The following is a 15,648-nucleotide window of genomic DNA, read 5'->3' on the forward strand; positions in this document are numbered from 1 at the left end:
CATACCTGTAGTTATTGGGACAAAAACCTTACTCTTCTATTCTTTTACCCTTTTACCCCTTCCCCACTCTATACAACCAATGTTACCGGACTTGATATTATCCCTCATCCTTATTTTCACGCTAACACGTTCAAATTAAATTCGCGATCGCAACACAGACAGATCCCCGACTTCTTCAAGGGGATCTTGCTTAGGCTGTAGTAAGTTGACACAGCTAGCTAAGTCTCCTCCCCAATTCTGCTGCACTCAGTTTGTGTCACCTGATGGCGATAGCTAAAGAGTTGTTCGAGTTGGGCGTCTACCCACCAATCCAACAGCCTCTCAACTAGCCATCCTCCCGGTAATCCATATTCAATCCTATCGGTTAAGCGGGTTTTGCCTGCTTCTGGATTAAATTGGTGGCGATGAACCCAATACGCCATCGGTCCTTCCTTCTGTTTATCCGTAAAGATGGAATAGGGTTCGCATTCGATGTGAATCGCTACCCAGCGCAGCGGAATTGGACCGACAAATAGACGAAATTCCGAAATCGCACCCACACCTAACCCACCTTCGCGACGTACAACCTGAACAGGTTGCCAAGGCGGAGTAAGTCGTTCTAGGATATCTGGACGCTCGTGAAAGTTCCAGACAACCTCCACGGGTGCGTCAATGAGCGTGGACTTGCGATAGTGCAACATAAAACTATTATCACTGATTTTTCAGGTTGATTCCCAGCGCGTTGAACTTGGCACGATCTAGGGTATCGTGATGTCAGACCCATAAGTTTGATCTAAGTTCAGTATCAAGTTACACAATACGTCAACGCGATCGCTAACATCTCTTTTCCATACTGAAAACAGCACAGCAAACAGCGTTGAAAACAGGGAATTGGGGGATTTATGACACAGAATTTGACCAAGCTGCAACTGACGAACATCGGCTGGACAGATGGTTTTGCTATTTGGCGAGTCCGGAACCTGAATAATGTCGATATTCAGTATAATTGGGATGTTTATGAAACTGGTCAGGCGGGTCAGGGGATTGCTTTAGCCAAATACGATGTATTTTTCTACACGTCTTTAGTCAGAGGACCAAATACAGCGAGAGTATTAGTCAATGGTATCCAGCAAATGGTTAAATCCGCCCATTTAAACTATGCATTTTATCACAGTATTGAACCCCTGCCTGAACCCATTCCTCCTAGTTTAGAACTCCAGAGTCTTGATCAGAAACAGCTTTGTGTGATGATTTAGGGATCTCTTAATTAAAATGAGGACAAGGGGATAATGGAATAAGGAAGATAGGGGAGATGAGGGAGATGGGGTGTAGGGGGAAGCTTCTGGGAACAGAAAAGACAAGGATATTTCAAAATTATCTTAATCACAAATCACTTATAGCCATGCAACAGTTAGAAAAAAAACTTACACTTGAAGACTTTCTGGCAATGCCAGAGTCAGATGTAACTCACGAATTAGTCAAGGGCGAGGCAGTACCAAAAATGTCACCAAAACGATTTCATGCTAGGGTAACGGGTGCTTTGTATACGCTTTTGAACCAGTGGTGTCAGGAACAGGGAGAAGTGAATCCCGAATGGGCGATCGCGTTAAAACGTCGGGGTGAAGACTGGGTTCCTGTGCCAGATTTAACCTATATTTCTTATCAGCGACTACCGACAGACGTGATGGAAGATGAACCTTGTCCAGTTCCCCCAGAATTAGCCATTGAAATTATTTCACAGGGACAAAGATTTGGCACATTGATCGAGAAAGCCACCGATTATCTAGAAGCGGGAGTCTTACGAGTTTGGATTGTCGATCCTCACGCCAGAAGTATCACCGTTTTCTATCCCGATGCGCCACCGCGAACCTATACGAAAGATATGGTGATCACCGATTCGTTGTTTGAGGGATTAGAATTGACGCCGCAGCAGATATTTGGCGAAGCGAGATTACCTGAGAAGGATTAATCTGCTTTTGAAACCCCTTTTTATAGCTTGGGTATTTTTTCCTTCTGCCCTCTTCTGCCCTCTGCCTTGTTCCTTACACCGCTATCAGAAAAAATGTACCCCTTGCTCCTCCAGCTTCCCCGGCTTCCCTCGCTCCCCCTCACCACAGCACTTATTCAGCAGCCCCTACTTACTCACCAGGCGGTTGGGTAAACCTCACCCCCCGACTCCAGGAGTCACGCTAGGATATTTACATAAGTTAACAATCCTAGCGTAACCATGATTAATCTGATCGAATCCACCAAAGACTACTGGAGAAAGCTTGACGAGTTAGAAGCCGCCTACAAGCGAGGCGATGTCTCCGTTGAGGAAGTTGATGTTAGAGTGGCTCAACTCATGGATGAACTCGGTCATGAACGTAGAGTAACCTTAAGTTCCATAAGGCAAAGTATACTTCGGCTTTGGCAAGACCAACGCGAAACTCTCCTTGGCTTCGCGTTTCTGGCAATTTTGACTTATGCTTGGTTCATCTTCAATTAGGCTAAGTCGGTGGAGACAATTAAAGTGAATGATACTGACTGGTATGCTGGTGGGCAATGCCCACCCTACGGCATGTCCGTTGATTTCCACCACTATACTTATACCCAGTTGTTGGAAAAATAGGTGAATATCTTATGGAAAAAGCGACATTTGGAGCAGGCTGTTTTTGGGGAGTAGAGGCGGCATTTCGTCGATTAAATGGCGTTACTTCTACATCCGTCGGCTATATGGGAGGACATTTTGAGAACCCTTCCTATTTGGATGTTTGTGCCAGAATTACTGGACATGCAGAAGTGGTGCAAGTGGAGTATGATCCGTCTCAAATTTCCTACGATGACCTGCTGAATGTTTTTTGGTCAATTCATGACCCTACCCAGTATAATCGTCAGGGACCCGATCGCGGCGAGCAATACCGCTCGGTTGTATTTTTCCACAATCGGGATCAGGAGAAAGCTGCCAGAGAGTCAAAGCGCAAGCTTCAGATGTCTGGTAAGTATGACCAGGATATTATGACCGAAATTAAACCCGCTTCTGATTATTATTTCGCCGAAGAGTATCATCAGCAGTATTACGAGAAGAAAGGACGACCTTGATTGTCATTCGTCATTCGTCATTCGTCATTCGTCATTCATCATTCATCATTTGTCATTTGTCATACTTGAAGAGCGCGAGAAGCAAGCTACGTCATTCCTCATTTGTTAAATTATGCCTTCTAGTTGATGCGTTACGCTACCCTTCGCGAACACTGCACGAACGCTAACACACTACTGGATTGGCACTACCTAAATTGATGGTAATAATTGGGTTCGTAGTAGGGAACCTTAGCCCTAGATCCGGTTGGGTTGAGCGAAGTCGAAACCCAACCTACAACCTATTCCACCATTTTAGCTGGGTCACGCTACTACGGTTGCTAGAGTTAACTGGGTTGGTTTTCTAGCTGGATGACGACTTTAACGTTATACTCCTCTTCAAACACGACTTTTTTATCTTCTAAACTCCAAACTTCTAAGGCACAGGTATCATTGGGATCTACAGGTGTCAGACGCAAACATAATTCTTTGTCCTCTGGTATATAGTGGCAGCGGATTTTAGAAATTGCCCCAATCTGTCGGCGATCTAGAGCAACAGCCAAACGTAAGAAAGGACTGATTTCTTTGACTAGATGCCGATAGTATTTGTTGGGTAAATTATTGTAATTGTCGTGCTTTTTCTTGGGTGAACTCTTGCGATGGTAACGAGCTAAGTTAGCGATCACTTCAATTTCAATATCGGTGAAACCCAGTAATTCACCGTTGCGAATCAGGTAATAGGAATGCTTATGATGTGAAGAATGACTCACATACAAACCACAATTGTGCAAAATTGCCGCCGCCCACAACAATTCTCGTGCTTCGGTTCCCCAATTATTTAGCTGTCCTTTGGTTTGATTAAATAAGCTGACGGCAAAGTTAGCCACCCGTTCACTAGAGGCTAAATTAACGTGATATTTTTGCGCGACTTTAATGATATTGCGTTTGCGAACTTCGCCTTGATACCGCAGTCTGTCTTCAATTAAGCCTTGGGAAAGCATCCAGTCTACGATAACTCCCTCTCGCAAAGCGCGTTCTCCGACGGTGAGGGACTGAATGCCTAACATCGTCATGGCTTCTAGTAAAATAATTGCGCCCGCCACGATAATTTCGGCTCGTTTATCCGCAAGTCCAGAGAGTTTTTCCCGTTCAGCACAGGTGAGTGCGGCAAGGTGTTTGACGATATCTTTGAGATCATTGCGGTTGAATTCATAGCCATTCAGGGGACTAGGTATTACCCCTAAATGTTCTTTGGCGTGAAGGGCGGCTAGGGTTTCAATTGTCCCCGAGGTTCCAACTAAGCGAGGCTTTTCTCCGGGTTCGATATTGGCTAAGATATCTTCAACGGCGCGTTCGATGCGTCCCCGAATATAGGCTTGTAAATATTGAAACTCGCGATCGCTAATCGGATCAGTGGTAATGAATTCACGGGTTAAGCGTACTGCGCCGACTTTGGTGCTGGTGAGGGAACGGGGGGCGTGGCTGTCGCCTAAGATTAATTCCGTGGAACCGCCGCCAATATCGATGATGATGTGAGGTTGGTTATTAAATTCCATTCCCGACAAGACGCCCAGATAAATCCGCCTTGCTTCTTCTTGACCGGAAATGAGGTTGACAAATAACCCTAATTGTGAATCAACTTGTTGTAAAAAGTCGCGTCCATTGGGGGCTTCCCGTACCGCACTCGTCGCCACAGCAACCAGGTGATCCGCCTGAAAACTTTTCGCTAACGCCTGACAACGTTGCAACGCCGCGATCGCACGTTTGATGGCTTGGGGGGTTAAATTTCCGGTGTGGGGATCACGTTCCCCCAGTCGCACCGTATCTTTTTCTTTCGCGATAATCGTAAACGAAGGAAGCGTCGGGTCAATCCGGACAATGACCATGTGAATCGAATTCGTGCCAATATCAATGGCAGCCAGAATGCGATCATTGTCTGTGGTTGGAGTCGAAACTCCTGCTGAATTCCCTTTGGCAGCTAAATCGATCATTCTTGTATTCGGGATTACAACTCTAGCCGTGATGCTATTGACAACGATAACTTTAAATCTGCTCAAATCGACAGTAGCAAAGTGTTGCGTTATCTTAACGATATAGATTTACCCTAATTTAGTGAAGACCCGATAAAAGACCTGAGCATCGATGCTGACCGACCAACACCCTCCCTCAATACCAACTTGGCTAGCGATCGCGCGGCTGTTGCGCTGGGATAAACCAGCCGGACGCTTAATTTTAATGGTTCCGGCGCTGTGGGCAGTTTTCTTAGCCGCCCAGGGTACACCCCCGATTCCCCTCGTCGGTGTGATTATTCTGGGAACCTTAGCCACGAGTGCGGCGGGTTGCGTGGTTAACGATTTGTGGGATCGCGACATTGATCCGCAAGTCGAACGCACCAAAGAACGTCCCTTAGCCTCTCGCGCCCTGTCTGTACAAGTTGGCGTGGTGGTGGTGTTAGTGGCGATGAGTTGTGCAGGTATCCTCGCCCTGTATCTCAATCCCTTCACCTTTTGGCTGTGCGTCGCCGCTATTCCCGTGATTGTATTTTATCCATCCGCCAAGCGCGTTTTTCCGATTCCTCAGTTAGTCTTATCCATCGCTTGGGGGTTTGCGGTTTTAATCAGTTGGAGTGCGGTTACTGGGAATTTACAACCCGCCACTTGGTTATTGTGGACAGCAACGGTAATGTGGACATTAGGATTTGATACTGTTTATGCGATGTCTGATCGGGACGATGACCAGAAGCTTGGGGTTAAGTCTAGCGCCTTGTTTTTTGGGGACTACGCCCCGGAAGCCGTGGGTCTATTTTTTGCCGCCACAGTGGGATTTTTGGCGAGATTGGGATTTGTCATGCAGCTACACTGGGGCTTTTGGATTGCTTTAGGTATAGCCACGATCGGGTGGATTTGGCACTATACGCGACTGCGCCAACCTGATATTCCCAAACCCGTTTATGGGGGAATTTTCCGCCAAAATGTCTGGATTGGTTTTGTTCTATTGGCAGGGATGATTGGGGGTTTGGTTTTGTAGAGATAACTATACCAAAAGGCAGAAGACAGCAGGTGATTGATTACTGATAAGCTGATGTGCATTGAAATTGTATATCATCTGTTCCCTGTTCCCCGTTCCCTGTTGCCTTTTAAGTATTCAACCGGACATGATATCATTCATCTAAATAGCGCTCATCAAAAGAATCATGAAAAAAATCCACACCTTATCGGCGGTAATGAGTACCTTAATCTTGGTACTTATGAGCGCACCTAGAGGAAATTCGCAAACGCCTGATGTAACACCCCAAGAACCGACGAATACCTATCCTCCTGAGATGGTTCAAGTTTATATCGAGAACTGTGTTGGCGATCGCCCAGAGGAAATCAGGGCATTTTGTACCTGTACGATTGAGAAGATTCAAGAGACTTACACCCTAGATGAATTCATGCAAATTGGTCAAGACTTGCAAGCCGGTCAGCCCGAACCGGAGGAGTTTAGGCAAATCATCACCTCTTGTGTACCCAATCAAGTTAATTAAGTAGTCGGACAAAAGAAAACGGTACTGTGTTAAGTTTTGCAAATTTCCCTTCATGCTACATCGCTCATCCAAAGAGGGACTTATCTGCATCACACAACCGAACCACGCCTGGGTTTCCGGTGAATTAGCCCGGGCTTGGGGAAATGAACAGTTCGGTCAGTTTGTCCCACCCAAAGAACTCTGTCTCGCCGCCGAACAACATGATATCGGCTGGCTGTTGTGGGAACAAGCGCCCACTCTCAACCCCGAAACTGGCTATCCCTATAGGTTTACTGAACTCCCAACCCAAGTCCATATCGATATCTGGACGGGTGCGAAACAGCTAGCAATGCCTTGGGGGAGGTATGTGACGTTATTCGTTTCACTCCACGGTACTGGGCTATATGAGCGATATCAAAGTTGGCAGAAAAACCCGGAGTCTAGCCGAATTGTACAGGATTTTCTGAACAGTGAGTATGCCTTTCAAGAACAGCTTATTGCTACGTTGAAAAACGACCCCCATTATGTCCCTTATGTGACACCAGAAATTATCAAACGCAACCAAAAACTGGTAGCGACTTGGGATGCTATTTCACTAATTTTGTGTCAGAATGTGTCAGGTGAACAGCAGGTTGAGCAGGTTCCTACGGCTGAGGGTGAAACTGTTCTAACGTTGACTCATGTTAATGATGATCCTCATCAAATCATTCTATCTCCTTGGCCCCTTCAGGAGAATGAGGTAACGCTGGTTTATGAAGGACGGCTATTACGAGAAACGTTTACAGATGAGATGGCGATGCGAGAGGCGCTGAGGCGCGATGGCGGGTTAACTCTAACCACTATTCTGACACCAGAGTAGGTTTCAGGTACTTTTCCAGAGTTGACCTTAACAGTTGAGTAGATTATATTTGGGCTGGGGTAATACCAAATTCGCTTTCATAGCCCCCCTTTAAACTTTACGTGTAGGATAAGTGGCAACGCACGATAGCGGTATATTACATTGAGTCTTAACCTGCTGTATCCTTACTTACTACAACTGTCAGCGCACTTACCAACTTGCGCCCAAACTTCCTTACGAGGAAAATTGGAATCCACTCTTACTAAAGGTTCTATAGCAATCCTATTTAGGTCGTGGCAATTTTCAAAAATGAAACCCTTGCTATACCTGGGTTTCGAGCATTTTGCTTGTTGCATCCTATTTAGGATTGCTATAATTTAATAATAACGAGCTTCTCTCCAGGTTTAAGTAAACCCACACTCTCTGGTAAATATGGCTTGGGTCTATATTTCCTTAAGTTCACAGGGTTTTTTACGGTTACGGCGTCTCCTATTGATGGAACACTAAGAGCATCAACACTAGGAGCAAATCGAGGATTTGAAGATTGAATCAGTTGCTCTTTAACAGATAAACTATTTGAGGCATTATCAACAACACCTATTCTAATCCAGCCAATTGGAGTTATGTTTTTTATTGAATTATAAGTTGCAGTAGGTACCAATAAAGGTATCCCTGATATATGGGTTAGGTGATTGATTGCGGTTACACTCACGAGAGCAATCATAGCAGGTACGATAATAGTCTTTAGGTTTGCCTTCTTGTGCCAACGAGACTTCACTTTTTTAGAGAAGACAAAAGCATCGACAGTTGGTATAGATGCCAGATTTCTTGCAACAGAAGTTGCACCTGCTCTAAGCCATGGATAAGATTTTAGAGAAAAGGGCGAAGTGCTTTGTTCTTCAATTAAGCGCCTAATACCTTTAGCGATATTTTCAAAGGCATTATCATAAGGTTTCCAATCGGTTACAGGTTTTTCCCCTTCAGGCAAGGCTTTGAGATTAAGATTGTCGAACGCACTCTTCCAATTATCGACTCGGCGAAGGAGAATAGGAATGAGAATAGCTTCTTTATCCTTATGCCTTTCTTTAGCAGTTTTCAGAACGATGTCCCAGTTATAGTCTAAAGCAAAAAAGTCTGAACTAATTAGTAACAGAATTATATCAGCTGTTCTCAATTGTGTATATGTCTCATTTTCCCATTCTTTTCCCGCACCAATCTTTTCTGGATGCCAGGTATTGATCAAGCCTTTCCGCTGCAAAATATTGAGCTGCTTGTCTAATTTTTTTAGCATGTATTCGTCATTTTTAGAATCAGAGCAACAATATAATACTTTGATAGGTTTAGCAGGCGACATCAATTTCAGTACCTCTAAATTCGATATTAAATAGAGTTTACTTTGAACATCTATAGATCTTATTAGAAGACAGCTATGTGTTTACACGCTGGCAACCAGTTCCTCAACTACCGCACGGATACCTCGAGCAACATTGCAAAATGCTTCGTCACGATTTCCCCACTTGCTTACAGGTTTACCATCTTTAGGCAGTGGTTTAAGCTTGCCAAACGGTGCATTTTCCCAATTATCAGTGGGGTGGAGAATTATAGGAATAACCCGGGCTGTCTTCGCTTCATGTTTCTCCATTGCCCGCCTTACCTCAACACCCCAGCAATAATTTGAAGCCAGAAAATTTGTACTAATTAACAGTAAAATTACACTAGCTGTATCTAGGTGGGGGTTGATTTCATTTTGCCATTCTTTTCCTGCTCCAATTTTACGTTTGTGCCAAGTTGTAACCACGCCCTGCCGTTTCAAAATAATGAGGTGTTTTTCTAGCTCATCGCGTAGCTTTTCGTCTTGGCTAGCAAATGAGAAGAAGACTTCAATTGGTTTAACAGACGTAACTTGGTTGTCTACTACATGCAAACTATTAGATGAATGAGAGCTTATAACTTTCTTGCTGGCGTCTATATTTTTGGGGAGGGAATTTAATTCCTCTGTAATACATGCTAATGGTTTAGTTACTACAGTTTCTTCTTCTAATTCTGTAAGATTTTTACCTTTTTTAGAATTAAAGTCAATCTTAGGTAGCTGTAAAGGTACTCTTAAACACTCACAAATAAACTTTTTGACTCCAAGATAGATTTGATTTTCCTGGGAATTAGGCTTAAAGATGCAAATATGGTTATCTGCGATGGCGACAGGCTTCACCCCTTCAATACCTGGATTAGCGCTATCCGGGTCTACAACCAAGATTCCCTGTATCGGCTTCGTCTCATAATAAACCTTTGTTTGAATTTTCAGATGACGAACATTTTCCCGATACCATTCATTTAGTTCACGCAACTGAGGAGCGTGTGCTTTTAGTTCTTCAACGCTCACTGTGCTTCGCGCAAGAATGCCAATATTATCGATTAGTTGAGCTAGATGAGAACCGGTGTGTGGAGTGGCTAGAAACACAATACCCTTAGTCTTTTCTATAAGGGATTGTTTTCTGAAAGTCTGAGCGGTTCTCAGCATTGCTTTTACCACTAATCCACCCAAGCTGTGAGTAACGAATATCAGCGGACGCTGACCAATATCACGATTTTCTAACCAATCTAGTAAGTTGCTAGCTTGGTCAAAAAGTGGCATTGTTGAACCTTTCCATTCAAAAGCTTCAGCCGCATACCCAAAAGACCATATCCCAATATCTAACAAATCTGTTCCCAGCCAAGTCAGCCAAAAGTTATCATCATATAGCTCTTGCGGATGCCAAGTACTCCGAGCATTCCCACCTAAACCATGAATAAAGATGACATCGCCACTCCGACTAGCATTTTCGCAACCTGATATTTTAATCAAACCCCTCTTTGTTTGCAAATTTTTATCGTATGAATTAGGCTTTTTACGACGCTTGAAAAAAAACATATTAGGCTTTCCTTTGAAAATAGCGTAATTTTAATGCAACTATTCAATTAGTAATACTGGCTACTATGTTAGCTGTATTAACGATGATTGAGATTATTGGATGTGCCAGTTGAAAGAGTAGAACGCATTGTTAAAATACAATCAATGTGGGGTTAGTGAGAAGAATCTAGCGATCGCCCTGCTAACCTGATCCTCCCTGACTCAACACAGACACAATGTACTGATTGAGGCTCACATTTTCCCTGTCCGCTTTCTCAGCCAAACGACGATGCAACGATTTCGGCATCCGCAGGAGTAGCTTACCACTGTAAGTATCATCCGTACTGGGTAAAGGAATCTCATCTCCAGCTTCATAAGCTGTCTCAATCCACAACTCTCGCGCCTCATTTATGTTTGCGATCGTCTCATCCAACGTTTCACCTTGAGTCAGACATCCAGGCAAATCTTTAATCTGAGCTACATATCCCCCCTCTGGATCGGGGTAAAGTGTTACTGGATACTGAAGATTCAAATAATAGTCCAATGGCTGCTTCTCACTCAGCTTGTTCTTCTGGTTCAGTGTCTTCATCGCTCCATTCCTCCAAGTTCAATAACTCAACGATTTGCTTGACATAAACCCCTTTAACTTTCTGTCCGCCTTTTTTGGGTACAGTAATTTTTCTACCTTGTGAATCTCGAAAACTATGGTGGCTACCCTTCGACCTTTTCTCTTCAAAGCCGAAAGCTTCCAGAAGGTAGCGCACGTCCTCAAACCGCACTTCTGGCGGTTTATTCAGGAATTGCTCTACTAATTTCTCTAATTTGCCCATCCAGCAACATGATCACAGGTAGTATCATAGCAAGGATTTAAACGCGCTGTTCTGCTCTAAGTCCACTCTTCCACAGCCGAAGCAGTAAGTAGGTGGACACAATTAAAGTGAACGGTTGAGATTAGGGAACAGGGAACAGGGAACAGGGAACAGTAAGGGTTTGAGGGCAATTTGCAAAACTTAACACAGTACCGTTTTCTTTTGTCCGACTACTTAGGAGATGCGATCGCCTTGGCGATGGTGGCGTGAGCGCATATATTTCTGTTGAGTATGGCTTTGAGAGGGGATTGCGATCGCGCGATTTTACTTTGCCAGGACTATAGATCTGCCCCCCGGAAGAACTGCCGGATCTAGAATAGAAAGAGTTTCTGAGGTTCTCTGTGAAGCTAAAGCACTTACTGTTACCCCTAGGAATTCTAGCCGTCGTTGCGATCGCCTTCTTCGCCTACGATGCGGCTACGGCTCCCTTGCCAGAAGGATTCCCGCCTCCAACAGCAGAGGGGAAAATTGAAGTCAAACACTATCCAGCCTACCGCTCTGCCACAGTTCGCTACTCAGGAGAACTCTCAATGGCAGCCAATAGAGCATTTGATCCTCTCTATCGCCATATCAGTTCTAACAATATCTCGATGACGGCTCCAGTCGAAACCCGTTATCCAGTTAGCACCCTGGAAGCCAATCAAATGGGTCCACCTGATGAACAAGGGGAAGCGCTGGTTTCATTCCTCTACCGCAACACGGATATCTACCCCGACGAAATTAGCCAAAACATTCAAGTAGAAGATATTCCACCCATGACAGTCGTCAGTCTGGGGTTAAAAGGCAGTTACGATTACTCCAGCTATCAACAAAATATCCAACGGTTACGAGAGTGGTTAGCACAGCATCCAGAATGGACTGTTGTTGGCTCCCCTCGCCGTTTCTTCTACGATGCTCCTTATGTCCCCGAACCTGCCAAGCGCAGTGAAATCCAAATTCCGATTCGCCGGGTAGAAGGTTGATGAAGGGGTTGGTGTTAAGCGCGATCGCGTTTCATCCTGTGCTGTTCGCCACAGATTCATCAAGTCAGATAAACGCTGTCCTTACCTGAGAGCCTCTTGTTCACCAACTAGAGTTAGTTATACTTTAGATGAGCGATCGCTCTGGGTTTCCTGGTTGTAAATATGAATGGTAGCATGAACAGTTACTTGGAACACTTTACCCTATAGCCATCGTGTTTGAGATTGAGTTAACAGACCAAGCTATTGAGGATTTGCAGTGGTTTAAGAAACACCAACAGAATGTAATTATTGATGGCATTGAGGCAAACCTTGGTTATGAGCCAGCTACCGAGACGCGCAACCGGAAGCGCCTGCGTCCAAACGATACAGCGGAATGGGAATTGAGGCTGGGTGTGTACCGCGTTCTGTATAACGTTGAGGAAAAAGTTAGAATCGTCAGTATCGAGCGCATAGCTGCCAAGCAGAGGAACAAGTATATATTTCAAGGAGAGGAGGGAGAACTATGATGCACTGGGATTATCGGGTGTTCTTTGAGGATGATGGCTACACAATCCGCACTGTGTATTATGATGATCGCGGCGCGATTGCTGCCTGTTCAGAAAAGCCGATTGAGCCTTTCGGAGAGTCACTAGAAGACCTTCAAGATGAATTAAATCTTCTACAGGCGGCTTTAAAAAAGAAAGTTCTTTCGGCTTCTGATGTGCCAGATCAAAGCCTTCGTCCGAAGGTAAAGAGAGGAAAATCATTAAAGGCAGTGCGTGAGCAATTTGGCTTACAGGCAGAAGTAGCTCAGGAGTGATAGGCGATCGTTCACGGACAACGATGGAATCGATCCGACGATTTTACCTCTGAGGAGATTTTCAGCGAACCGATTGGTGAGTTGGTGATGCGGGAGTTACCGATGAAATTGCTTATTGTAGATGTAGAAGTGGTAGAGGTGAAGCGATGGATACCACCACGAGAGAGCAGGACATTGTAAAACAGGTGATTCAACGATACGCTAAGTTCAAACCTTCTCATGGCGATATTCGACTCGACACGGTGTTTGACGACGCGCAAAATCGCTATGCATTGATGCAGGTAGGTTGGGATAGAGGACAACGGGTGAGGGGAAATTTGATTTATGTGACTTTGAGTGAAGGCAAGGTTTGGGTGGAATATGACGGGATGGAACAGGGAATCAGCAAAGACTTAATCGCCGCAGGTATTCCTCCAGAGCGAATTGTTCTAGCATTTCTCCCGGAAGAGCAAACTGCTGCAACGGCTTGAATTTAAACAAGGAAAACATCATGAACGAGGAAAAGAAATCGATTCACGACTTTGATTTTAAATTAATCTGCGAATATTTTTCAAGCCTAGAACGACAAGGACCTGGGAGTCCTGAAGTAACGATTAAAGCGTTGAGCTTTATTGATAATCTGACCAATGAATCACAAATTGCTGATATTGGTTGTGGCACCGGTAGTCAGACAATGGCAATGGCTAGTTGTACGTCAGGGTATATTACAGGAATCGACTTATTTCCCGGCTTTATAGATCTATTCAATCTTAACGTACATAAACGGAATCTTCAGGATAGAGTCAAGGGTATTGTTGGTTCAATGGAGAATCTTCCTTTTCAGCATGAAGAATTAGACTTAATCTGGTCAGAAGGAGCAATCTACAATATCGGGTTTGAACGAGGCATAAACGAATGGCATAAGTTTTTGAAGACAGGAGGCTTTATTGGCGTTTCAGAGGCATCATGGTTTACCGAAGAGCGACCTGATGAAATCGACAAATTTTGGAACGATGCTTATCCGGAAATAGATACTATTTCAAACAAGGTTGCACAAATGCAAAAAGCCGGATATATTCCAATTGCCACTTTTGTCCTGCCCGAAAATTGTTGGACTGAACATTTTTATACGCCGCAAGTTTCTGCACAGAAAAACTTCTTGGAAAAGTATGCAGGCAATAAAACAGCCGAAGAGTTCATAGAAAACGAAAGACATGAATCCGAATTATATTACAAATACAAAGATTTTTATGGCTATGCTTTCTATATTGGCAAAAAGATTTAAATTGAACGATTGAATGTTTGATGGTTTTGTCAACCCTTTAATACTCACTTAAAACTGATATTTGTTTGATTACGGTTTTGGCTATGCTCGACAATCTTGCGCGAAAACGCTTGATCAGCATTGAAGATGCTGCTGAAGCGATTGTTCGACAGCGAACAATTATTCCAGATCACCAGGCGCTTCTAGTCGCGATTTCAGGGATAGATGGTTCAGGGAAAGGCTATCTCACCGACAAAATTGCCACCCTACTTTTGAAACGAAGTCTCAATATCGCAAACATCAATCTTGATGGTTGGTTAAATCTGCCTGAAAAACGCTTTAGTAAAATTAATCTACCGGAACACTTCTACCAACATGCGATTCGTTTTAAAGAGTTATTTGATCAACTCGTCTTTCCATTACGCGATCGCCGCTCCATTTATCTTAAGGCAGATTTCACGGAAGAAACAGCTACGAAATATCGAAAACATATCTACAGCTTTGAGGAAGTAGACATTATTTTGCTAGAGGGAATCTACTTACTAAAGCATCAATTTCAGTCATATTACAATCTCTCTTTCTGGATTGATTGCAGCTTTGAGACAGCCCTAGAACGGGCGATTGCTCGTTCACAAGAGGGATTGTCTCCAGAAGAAACAATTCAGGCATATCAGACGATTTACTTCCCGGCTCAGAAAATTCATTTTGAGCTTGACCGACCGCAACAATCTGCGATCGCAATAATTAACAACGATCCCAGATTAGAAGGGTGAGTTTTTTTCAGCAGCAGAAATTGAGGAGTATCTACTCTCCTTACTAAGATTTATCTATCATCCCTACATACAGCTAGAACCAATCTACGCGATCGCGCCCTCAAAATAAATTCTAAATGGTTCAGCAAGAATGCCTAATATTTGATTTAACTGAGTGATAAAATATTCAGTCAAATCAATTTTAACAATCTGATTTTCTAACATAATAAACTTCCAGTTCGTACCCGTTGAAACTGCACCATATACTACTGGCTGTTCCAGCCCCTTACGGATATTAAATATTTGAGCAGCGACCATTTGAGCGACACATTGTCCTAACCCAATGCGGATATCATTATCTTTCGCTTCAACCAATGTTAAAACAGGAGCAGTAACTAGGGATTGATTTTTTGATGCACTTAAGATAAAGTCACAAGCACCCGTTAACCCTTTTGATTCGTCAACATTAAACGTATTACCCGAAAAATAACCAATTTTATTATGAAACTTACGTCTTACTTCCAATAAAACCGGAGTAATAATTAATTCAGATCGAGCTTTTTCTGTACTAATACTTGCCGCTAAATCCAAGGTTTCATCCAGCGTTTCCTTAAGGCGTTGTGAAGCTTCAATGGGTGCAATGTGACTAAATAAATGGGAAATATCCTCGACTGTTAATTCGAGGGTAGAAACGGCTTGGTCAATGGTTTTGAAATCACTGTATGACATATTTCCAGAGTTAGCAGCACTGACAATG

Annotated in this window: 20 protein-coding genes; 13 read left to right on the forward strand and 7 right to left on the reverse strand. The window is 43.8% G+C overall.

Features of this window, described 5'->3' with window-relative positions; translation table 11 throughout:
• Positions 1–218: 218 nt before the first annotated feature.
• On the reverse strand, positions 219–680 hold the full coding sequence (locus RID53_RS19625; protein WP_446389690.1) for an SRPBCC family protein: 462 nt from the start codon (positions 678–680) through the stop codon (positions 219–221).
• Positions 681–881: 201 nt separating this feature from the next.
• Here RID53_RS19625 and RID53_RS19630 point away from each other — a divergent pair, with 201 nt between their 5' ends.
• From RID53_RS19630 to msrA, 4 genes are all read left to right on the forward strand, one after another.
• On the forward strand, positions 882–1,235 hold the full coding sequence (locus RID53_RS19630) for a hypothetical protein (RefSeq protein ID WP_446389691.1): 354 nt from the start codon (positions 882–884) through the stop codon (positions 1,233–1,235).
• Positions 1,236–1,381: 146 nt separating this feature from the next.
• A complete protein-coding gene (locus tag RID53_RS19635; protein WP_446389692.1) occupies positions 1,382–1,948 on the forward strand; it encodes a Uma2 family endonuclease in 567 nt (188 codons plus the stop codon).
• A gap of 258 nt (positions 1,949–2,206) precedes the next feature.
• A complete protein-coding gene (locus RID53_RS19640) occupies positions 2,207–2,467 on the forward strand; it encodes a hypothetical protein (RefSeq protein ID WP_446389693.1) in 261 nt (86 codons plus the stop codon).
• A 134-nt stretch (positions 2,468–2,601) separates the two neighbouring features.
• Entirely contained in the window at positions 2,602–3,060 is a 459-nt protein-coding gene (gene msrA / locus RID53_RS19645) for a peptide-methionine (S)-S-oxide reductase MsrA (RefSeq protein ID WP_446389694.1), read from the forward strand.
• Between the two features lie 323 nt (positions 3,061–3,383).
• Here the strand turns inward: msrA and RID53_RS19650 are convergent, their stop codons facing one another.
• Complete coding sequence (locus tag RID53_RS19650) at positions 3,384–5,027, reverse strand: Ppx/GppA phosphatase family protein (protein WP_446389695.1); 1,644 nt, start codon at positions 5,025–5,027, stop codon at positions 3,384–3,386.
• Between the two features lie 151 nt (positions 5,028–5,178).
• Between RID53_RS19650 and RID53_RS19655 the strand changes: the two genes are divergently transcribed.
• The 3 genes from RID53_RS19655 (at position 5,179) to RID53_RS19665 (ending at position 7,400) form a co-directional block, all read left to right on the forward strand.
• Positions 5,179–6,063, forward strand: coding sequence for a 4-hydroxybenzoate solanesyltransferase (locus tag RID53_RS19655; RefSeq protein WP_446389696.1), 885 nt, complete (start codon positions 5,179–5,181; stop codon positions 6,061–6,063).
• Between the two features lie 166 nt (positions 6,064–6,229).
• Complete coding sequence (locus RID53_RS19660) at positions 6,230–6,562, forward strand: hypothetical protein (RefSeq protein ID WP_446389697.1); 333 nt, start codon at positions 6,230–6,232, stop codon at positions 6,560–6,562.
• Between the two features lie 52 nt (positions 6,563–6,614).
• Entirely contained in the window at positions 6,615–7,400 is a 786-nt protein-coding gene (locus RID53_RS19665) for a DUF3891 family protein (RefSeq protein WP_446389698.1), read from the forward strand.
• Positions 7,401–7,749: 349 nt separating this feature from the next.
• Here the strand turns inward: RID53_RS19665 and RID53_RS19670 are convergent, their stop codons facing one another.
• The 4 genes from RID53_RS19670 to RID53_RS19685 form a co-directional block, all read right to left on the reverse strand.
• Entirely contained in the window at positions 7,750–8,733 is a 984-nt protein-coding gene (locus RID53_RS19670; protein WP_446389699.1) for a TIR domain-containing protein, read from the reverse strand.
• An 81-nt stretch (positions 8,734–8,814) separates the two neighbouring features.
• On the reverse strand, positions 8,815–10,287 hold the full coding sequence (locus RID53_RS19675) for a TIR domain-containing protein (protein WP_446389700.1): 1,473 nt from the start codon (positions 10,285–10,287) through the stop codon (positions 8,815–8,817).
• Positions 10,288–10,468: 181 nt separating this feature from the next.
• Positions 10,469–10,855 carry a type II toxin-antitoxin system HicB family antitoxin gene (locus RID53_RS19680; RefSeq protein WP_446389701.1) on the reverse strand — a complete coding sequence of 129 codons (387 nt, stop codon included), beginning with the start codon at positions 10,853–10,855 and terminating at the stop codon, positions 10,469–10,471.
• Entirely contained in the window at positions 10,821–11,096 is a 276-nt protein-coding gene (locus RID53_RS19685; RefSeq protein WP_446389702.1) for a type II toxin-antitoxin system HicA family toxin, read from the reverse strand. The genes RID53_RS19680 and RID53_RS19685 overlap by 35 nt, the downstream gene beginning before the upstream one ends.
• A 380-nt stretch (positions 11,097–11,476) precedes the next feature.
• On the opposite strand from RID53_RS19685, the gene RID53_RS19690 reads away from it, so the two are divergent.
• The 6 genes from RID53_RS19690 to RID53_RS19715 all read left to right on the forward strand — a co-directional run bounded on the left by RID53_RS19690 (position 11,477) and on the right by RID53_RS19715 (position 14,912).
• Complete coding sequence (locus RID53_RS19690; RefSeq protein WP_446389703.1) at positions 11,477–12,097, forward strand: heme-binding protein; 621 nt, start codon at positions 11,477–11,479, stop codon at positions 12,095–12,097.
• Between the two features lie 212 nt (positions 12,098–12,309).
• Positions 12,310–12,603 (forward strand): type II toxin-antitoxin system RelE family toxin, encoded by a 294-nt coding sequence (locus RID53_RS19695; protein ID WP_446389704.1) that lies wholly within the window; start codon positions 12,310–12,312, stop codon positions 12,601–12,603.
• On the forward strand, positions 12,600–12,896 hold the full coding sequence (locus RID53_RS19700) for a hypothetical protein (protein WP_446389705.1): 297 nt from the start codon (positions 12,600–12,602) through the stop codon (positions 12,894–12,896). Before RID53_RS19695 ends, RID53_RS19700 begins: the two co-directional genes overlap by 4 nt.
• 146 nt (positions 12,897–13,042) lie before the next feature.
• Positions 13,043–13,366 (forward strand): element excision factor XisI family protein, encoded by a 324-nt coding sequence (locus RID53_RS19705; RefSeq protein WP_446389706.1) that lies wholly within the window; start codon positions 13,043–13,045, stop codon positions 13,364–13,366.
• Between the two features lie 20 nt (positions 13,367–13,386).
• Entirely contained in the window at positions 13,387–14,160 is a 774-nt protein-coding gene (locus RID53_RS19710; protein ID WP_446389707.1) for a class I SAM-dependent methyltransferase, read from the forward strand.
• Between the two features lie 83 nt (positions 14,161–14,243).
• Positions 14,244–14,912 (forward strand): uridine kinase family protein, encoded by a 669-nt coding sequence (locus RID53_RS19715; RefSeq protein ID WP_446389708.1) that lies wholly within the window; start codon positions 14,244–14,246, stop codon positions 14,910–14,912.
• 84 nt (positions 14,913–14,996) lie between these two features.
• On the opposite strand, the gene RID53_RS19720 is transcribed toward RID53_RS19715, so the two are convergent.
• The gene (locus RID53_RS19720; RefSeq protein WP_446389736.1) at positions 14,997–15,620 is read right to left on the reverse strand and encodes a hypothetical protein; all 624 of its coding nucleotides are present in this window, start codon (positions 15,618–15,620) and stop codon (positions 14,997–14,999) included.
• Between the last annotated feature and the right edge of the window lie 28 nt (positions 15,621–15,648).

Origin of the sequence: Coleofasciculus sp. B1-GNL1-01, assembly GCF_040220235.1 — a bacterium.
GTDB lineage: Bacteria > Cyanobacteriota > Cyanobacteriia > Cyanobacteriales > Coleofasciculaceae > Coleofasciculus.

Coding starts and splice junctions, on each gene's coding strand:
- RID53_RS19625 (WP_446389690.1), bottom strand. CDS start 680: ATGTTGCACTATCGCAAGTCCACGCTCATTGACGCACCCGTGGAGGTT.
- RID53_RS19630 (WP_446389691.1), top strand. CDS start 882: ATGACACAGAATTTGACCAAGCTGCAACTGACGAACATCGGCTGGACA.
- RID53_RS19635 (WP_446389692.1), top strand. CDS start 1,382: ATGCAACAGTTAGAAAAAAAACTTACACTTGAAGACTTTCTGGCAATG.
- RID53_RS19640 (WP_446389693.1), top strand. CDS start 2,207: ATGATTAATCTGATCGAATCCACCAAAGACTACTGGAGAAAGCTTGAC.
- msrA (WP_446389694.1), top strand. CDS start 2,602: ATGGAAAAAGCGACATTTGGAGCAGGCTGTTTTTGGGGAGTAGAGGCG.
- RID53_RS19650 (WP_446389695.1), bottom strand. CDS start 5,027: ATGATCGATTTAGCTGCCAAAGGGAATTCAGCAGGAGTTTCGACTCCA.
- RID53_RS19655 (WP_446389696.1), top strand. CDS start 5,179: ATGCTGACCGACCAACACCCTCCCTCAATACCAACTTGGCTAGCGATC.
- RID53_RS19660 (WP_446389697.1), top strand. CDS start 6,230: ATGAAAAAAATCCACACCTTATCGGCGGTAATGAGTACCTTAATCTTG.
- RID53_RS19665 (WP_446389698.1), top strand. CDS start 6,615: ATGCTACATCGCTCATCCAAAGAGGGACTTATCTGCATCACACAACCG.
- RID53_RS19670 (WP_446389699.1), bottom strand. CDS start 8,733: ATGTCGCCTGCTAAACCTATCAAAGTATTATATTGTTGCTCTGATTCT.
- RID53_RS19675 (WP_446389700.1), bottom strand. CDS start 10,287: ATGTTTTTTTTCAAGCGTCGTAAAAAGCCTAATTCATACGATAAAAAT.
- RID53_RS19680 (WP_446389701.1), bottom strand. CDS start 10,855: ATGAAGACACTGAACCAGAAGAACAAGCTGAGTGAGAAGCAGCCATTG.
- RID53_RS19685 (WP_446389702.1), bottom strand. CDS start 11,096: ATGGGCAAATTAGAGAAATTAGTAGAGCAATTCCTGAATAAACCGCCA.
- RID53_RS19700 (WP_446389705.1), top strand. CDS start 12,600: ATGATGCACTGGGATTATCGGGTGTTCTTTGAGGATGATGGCTACACA.
- RID53_RS19705 (WP_446389706.1), top strand. CDS start 13,043: ATGGATACCACCACGAGAGAGCAGGACATTGTAAAACAGGTGATTCAA.
- RID53_RS19710 (WP_446389707.1), top strand. CDS start 13,387: ATGAACGAGGAAAAGAAATCGATTCACGACTTTGATTTTAAATTAATC.
- RID53_RS19715 (WP_446389708.1), top strand. CDS start 14,244: ATGCTCGACAATCTTGCGCGAAAACGCTTGATCAGCATTGAAGATGCT.
- RID53_RS19720 (WP_446389736.1), bottom strand. CDS start 15,620: ATGTCATACAGTGATTTCAAAACCATTGACCAAGCCGTTTCTACCCTC.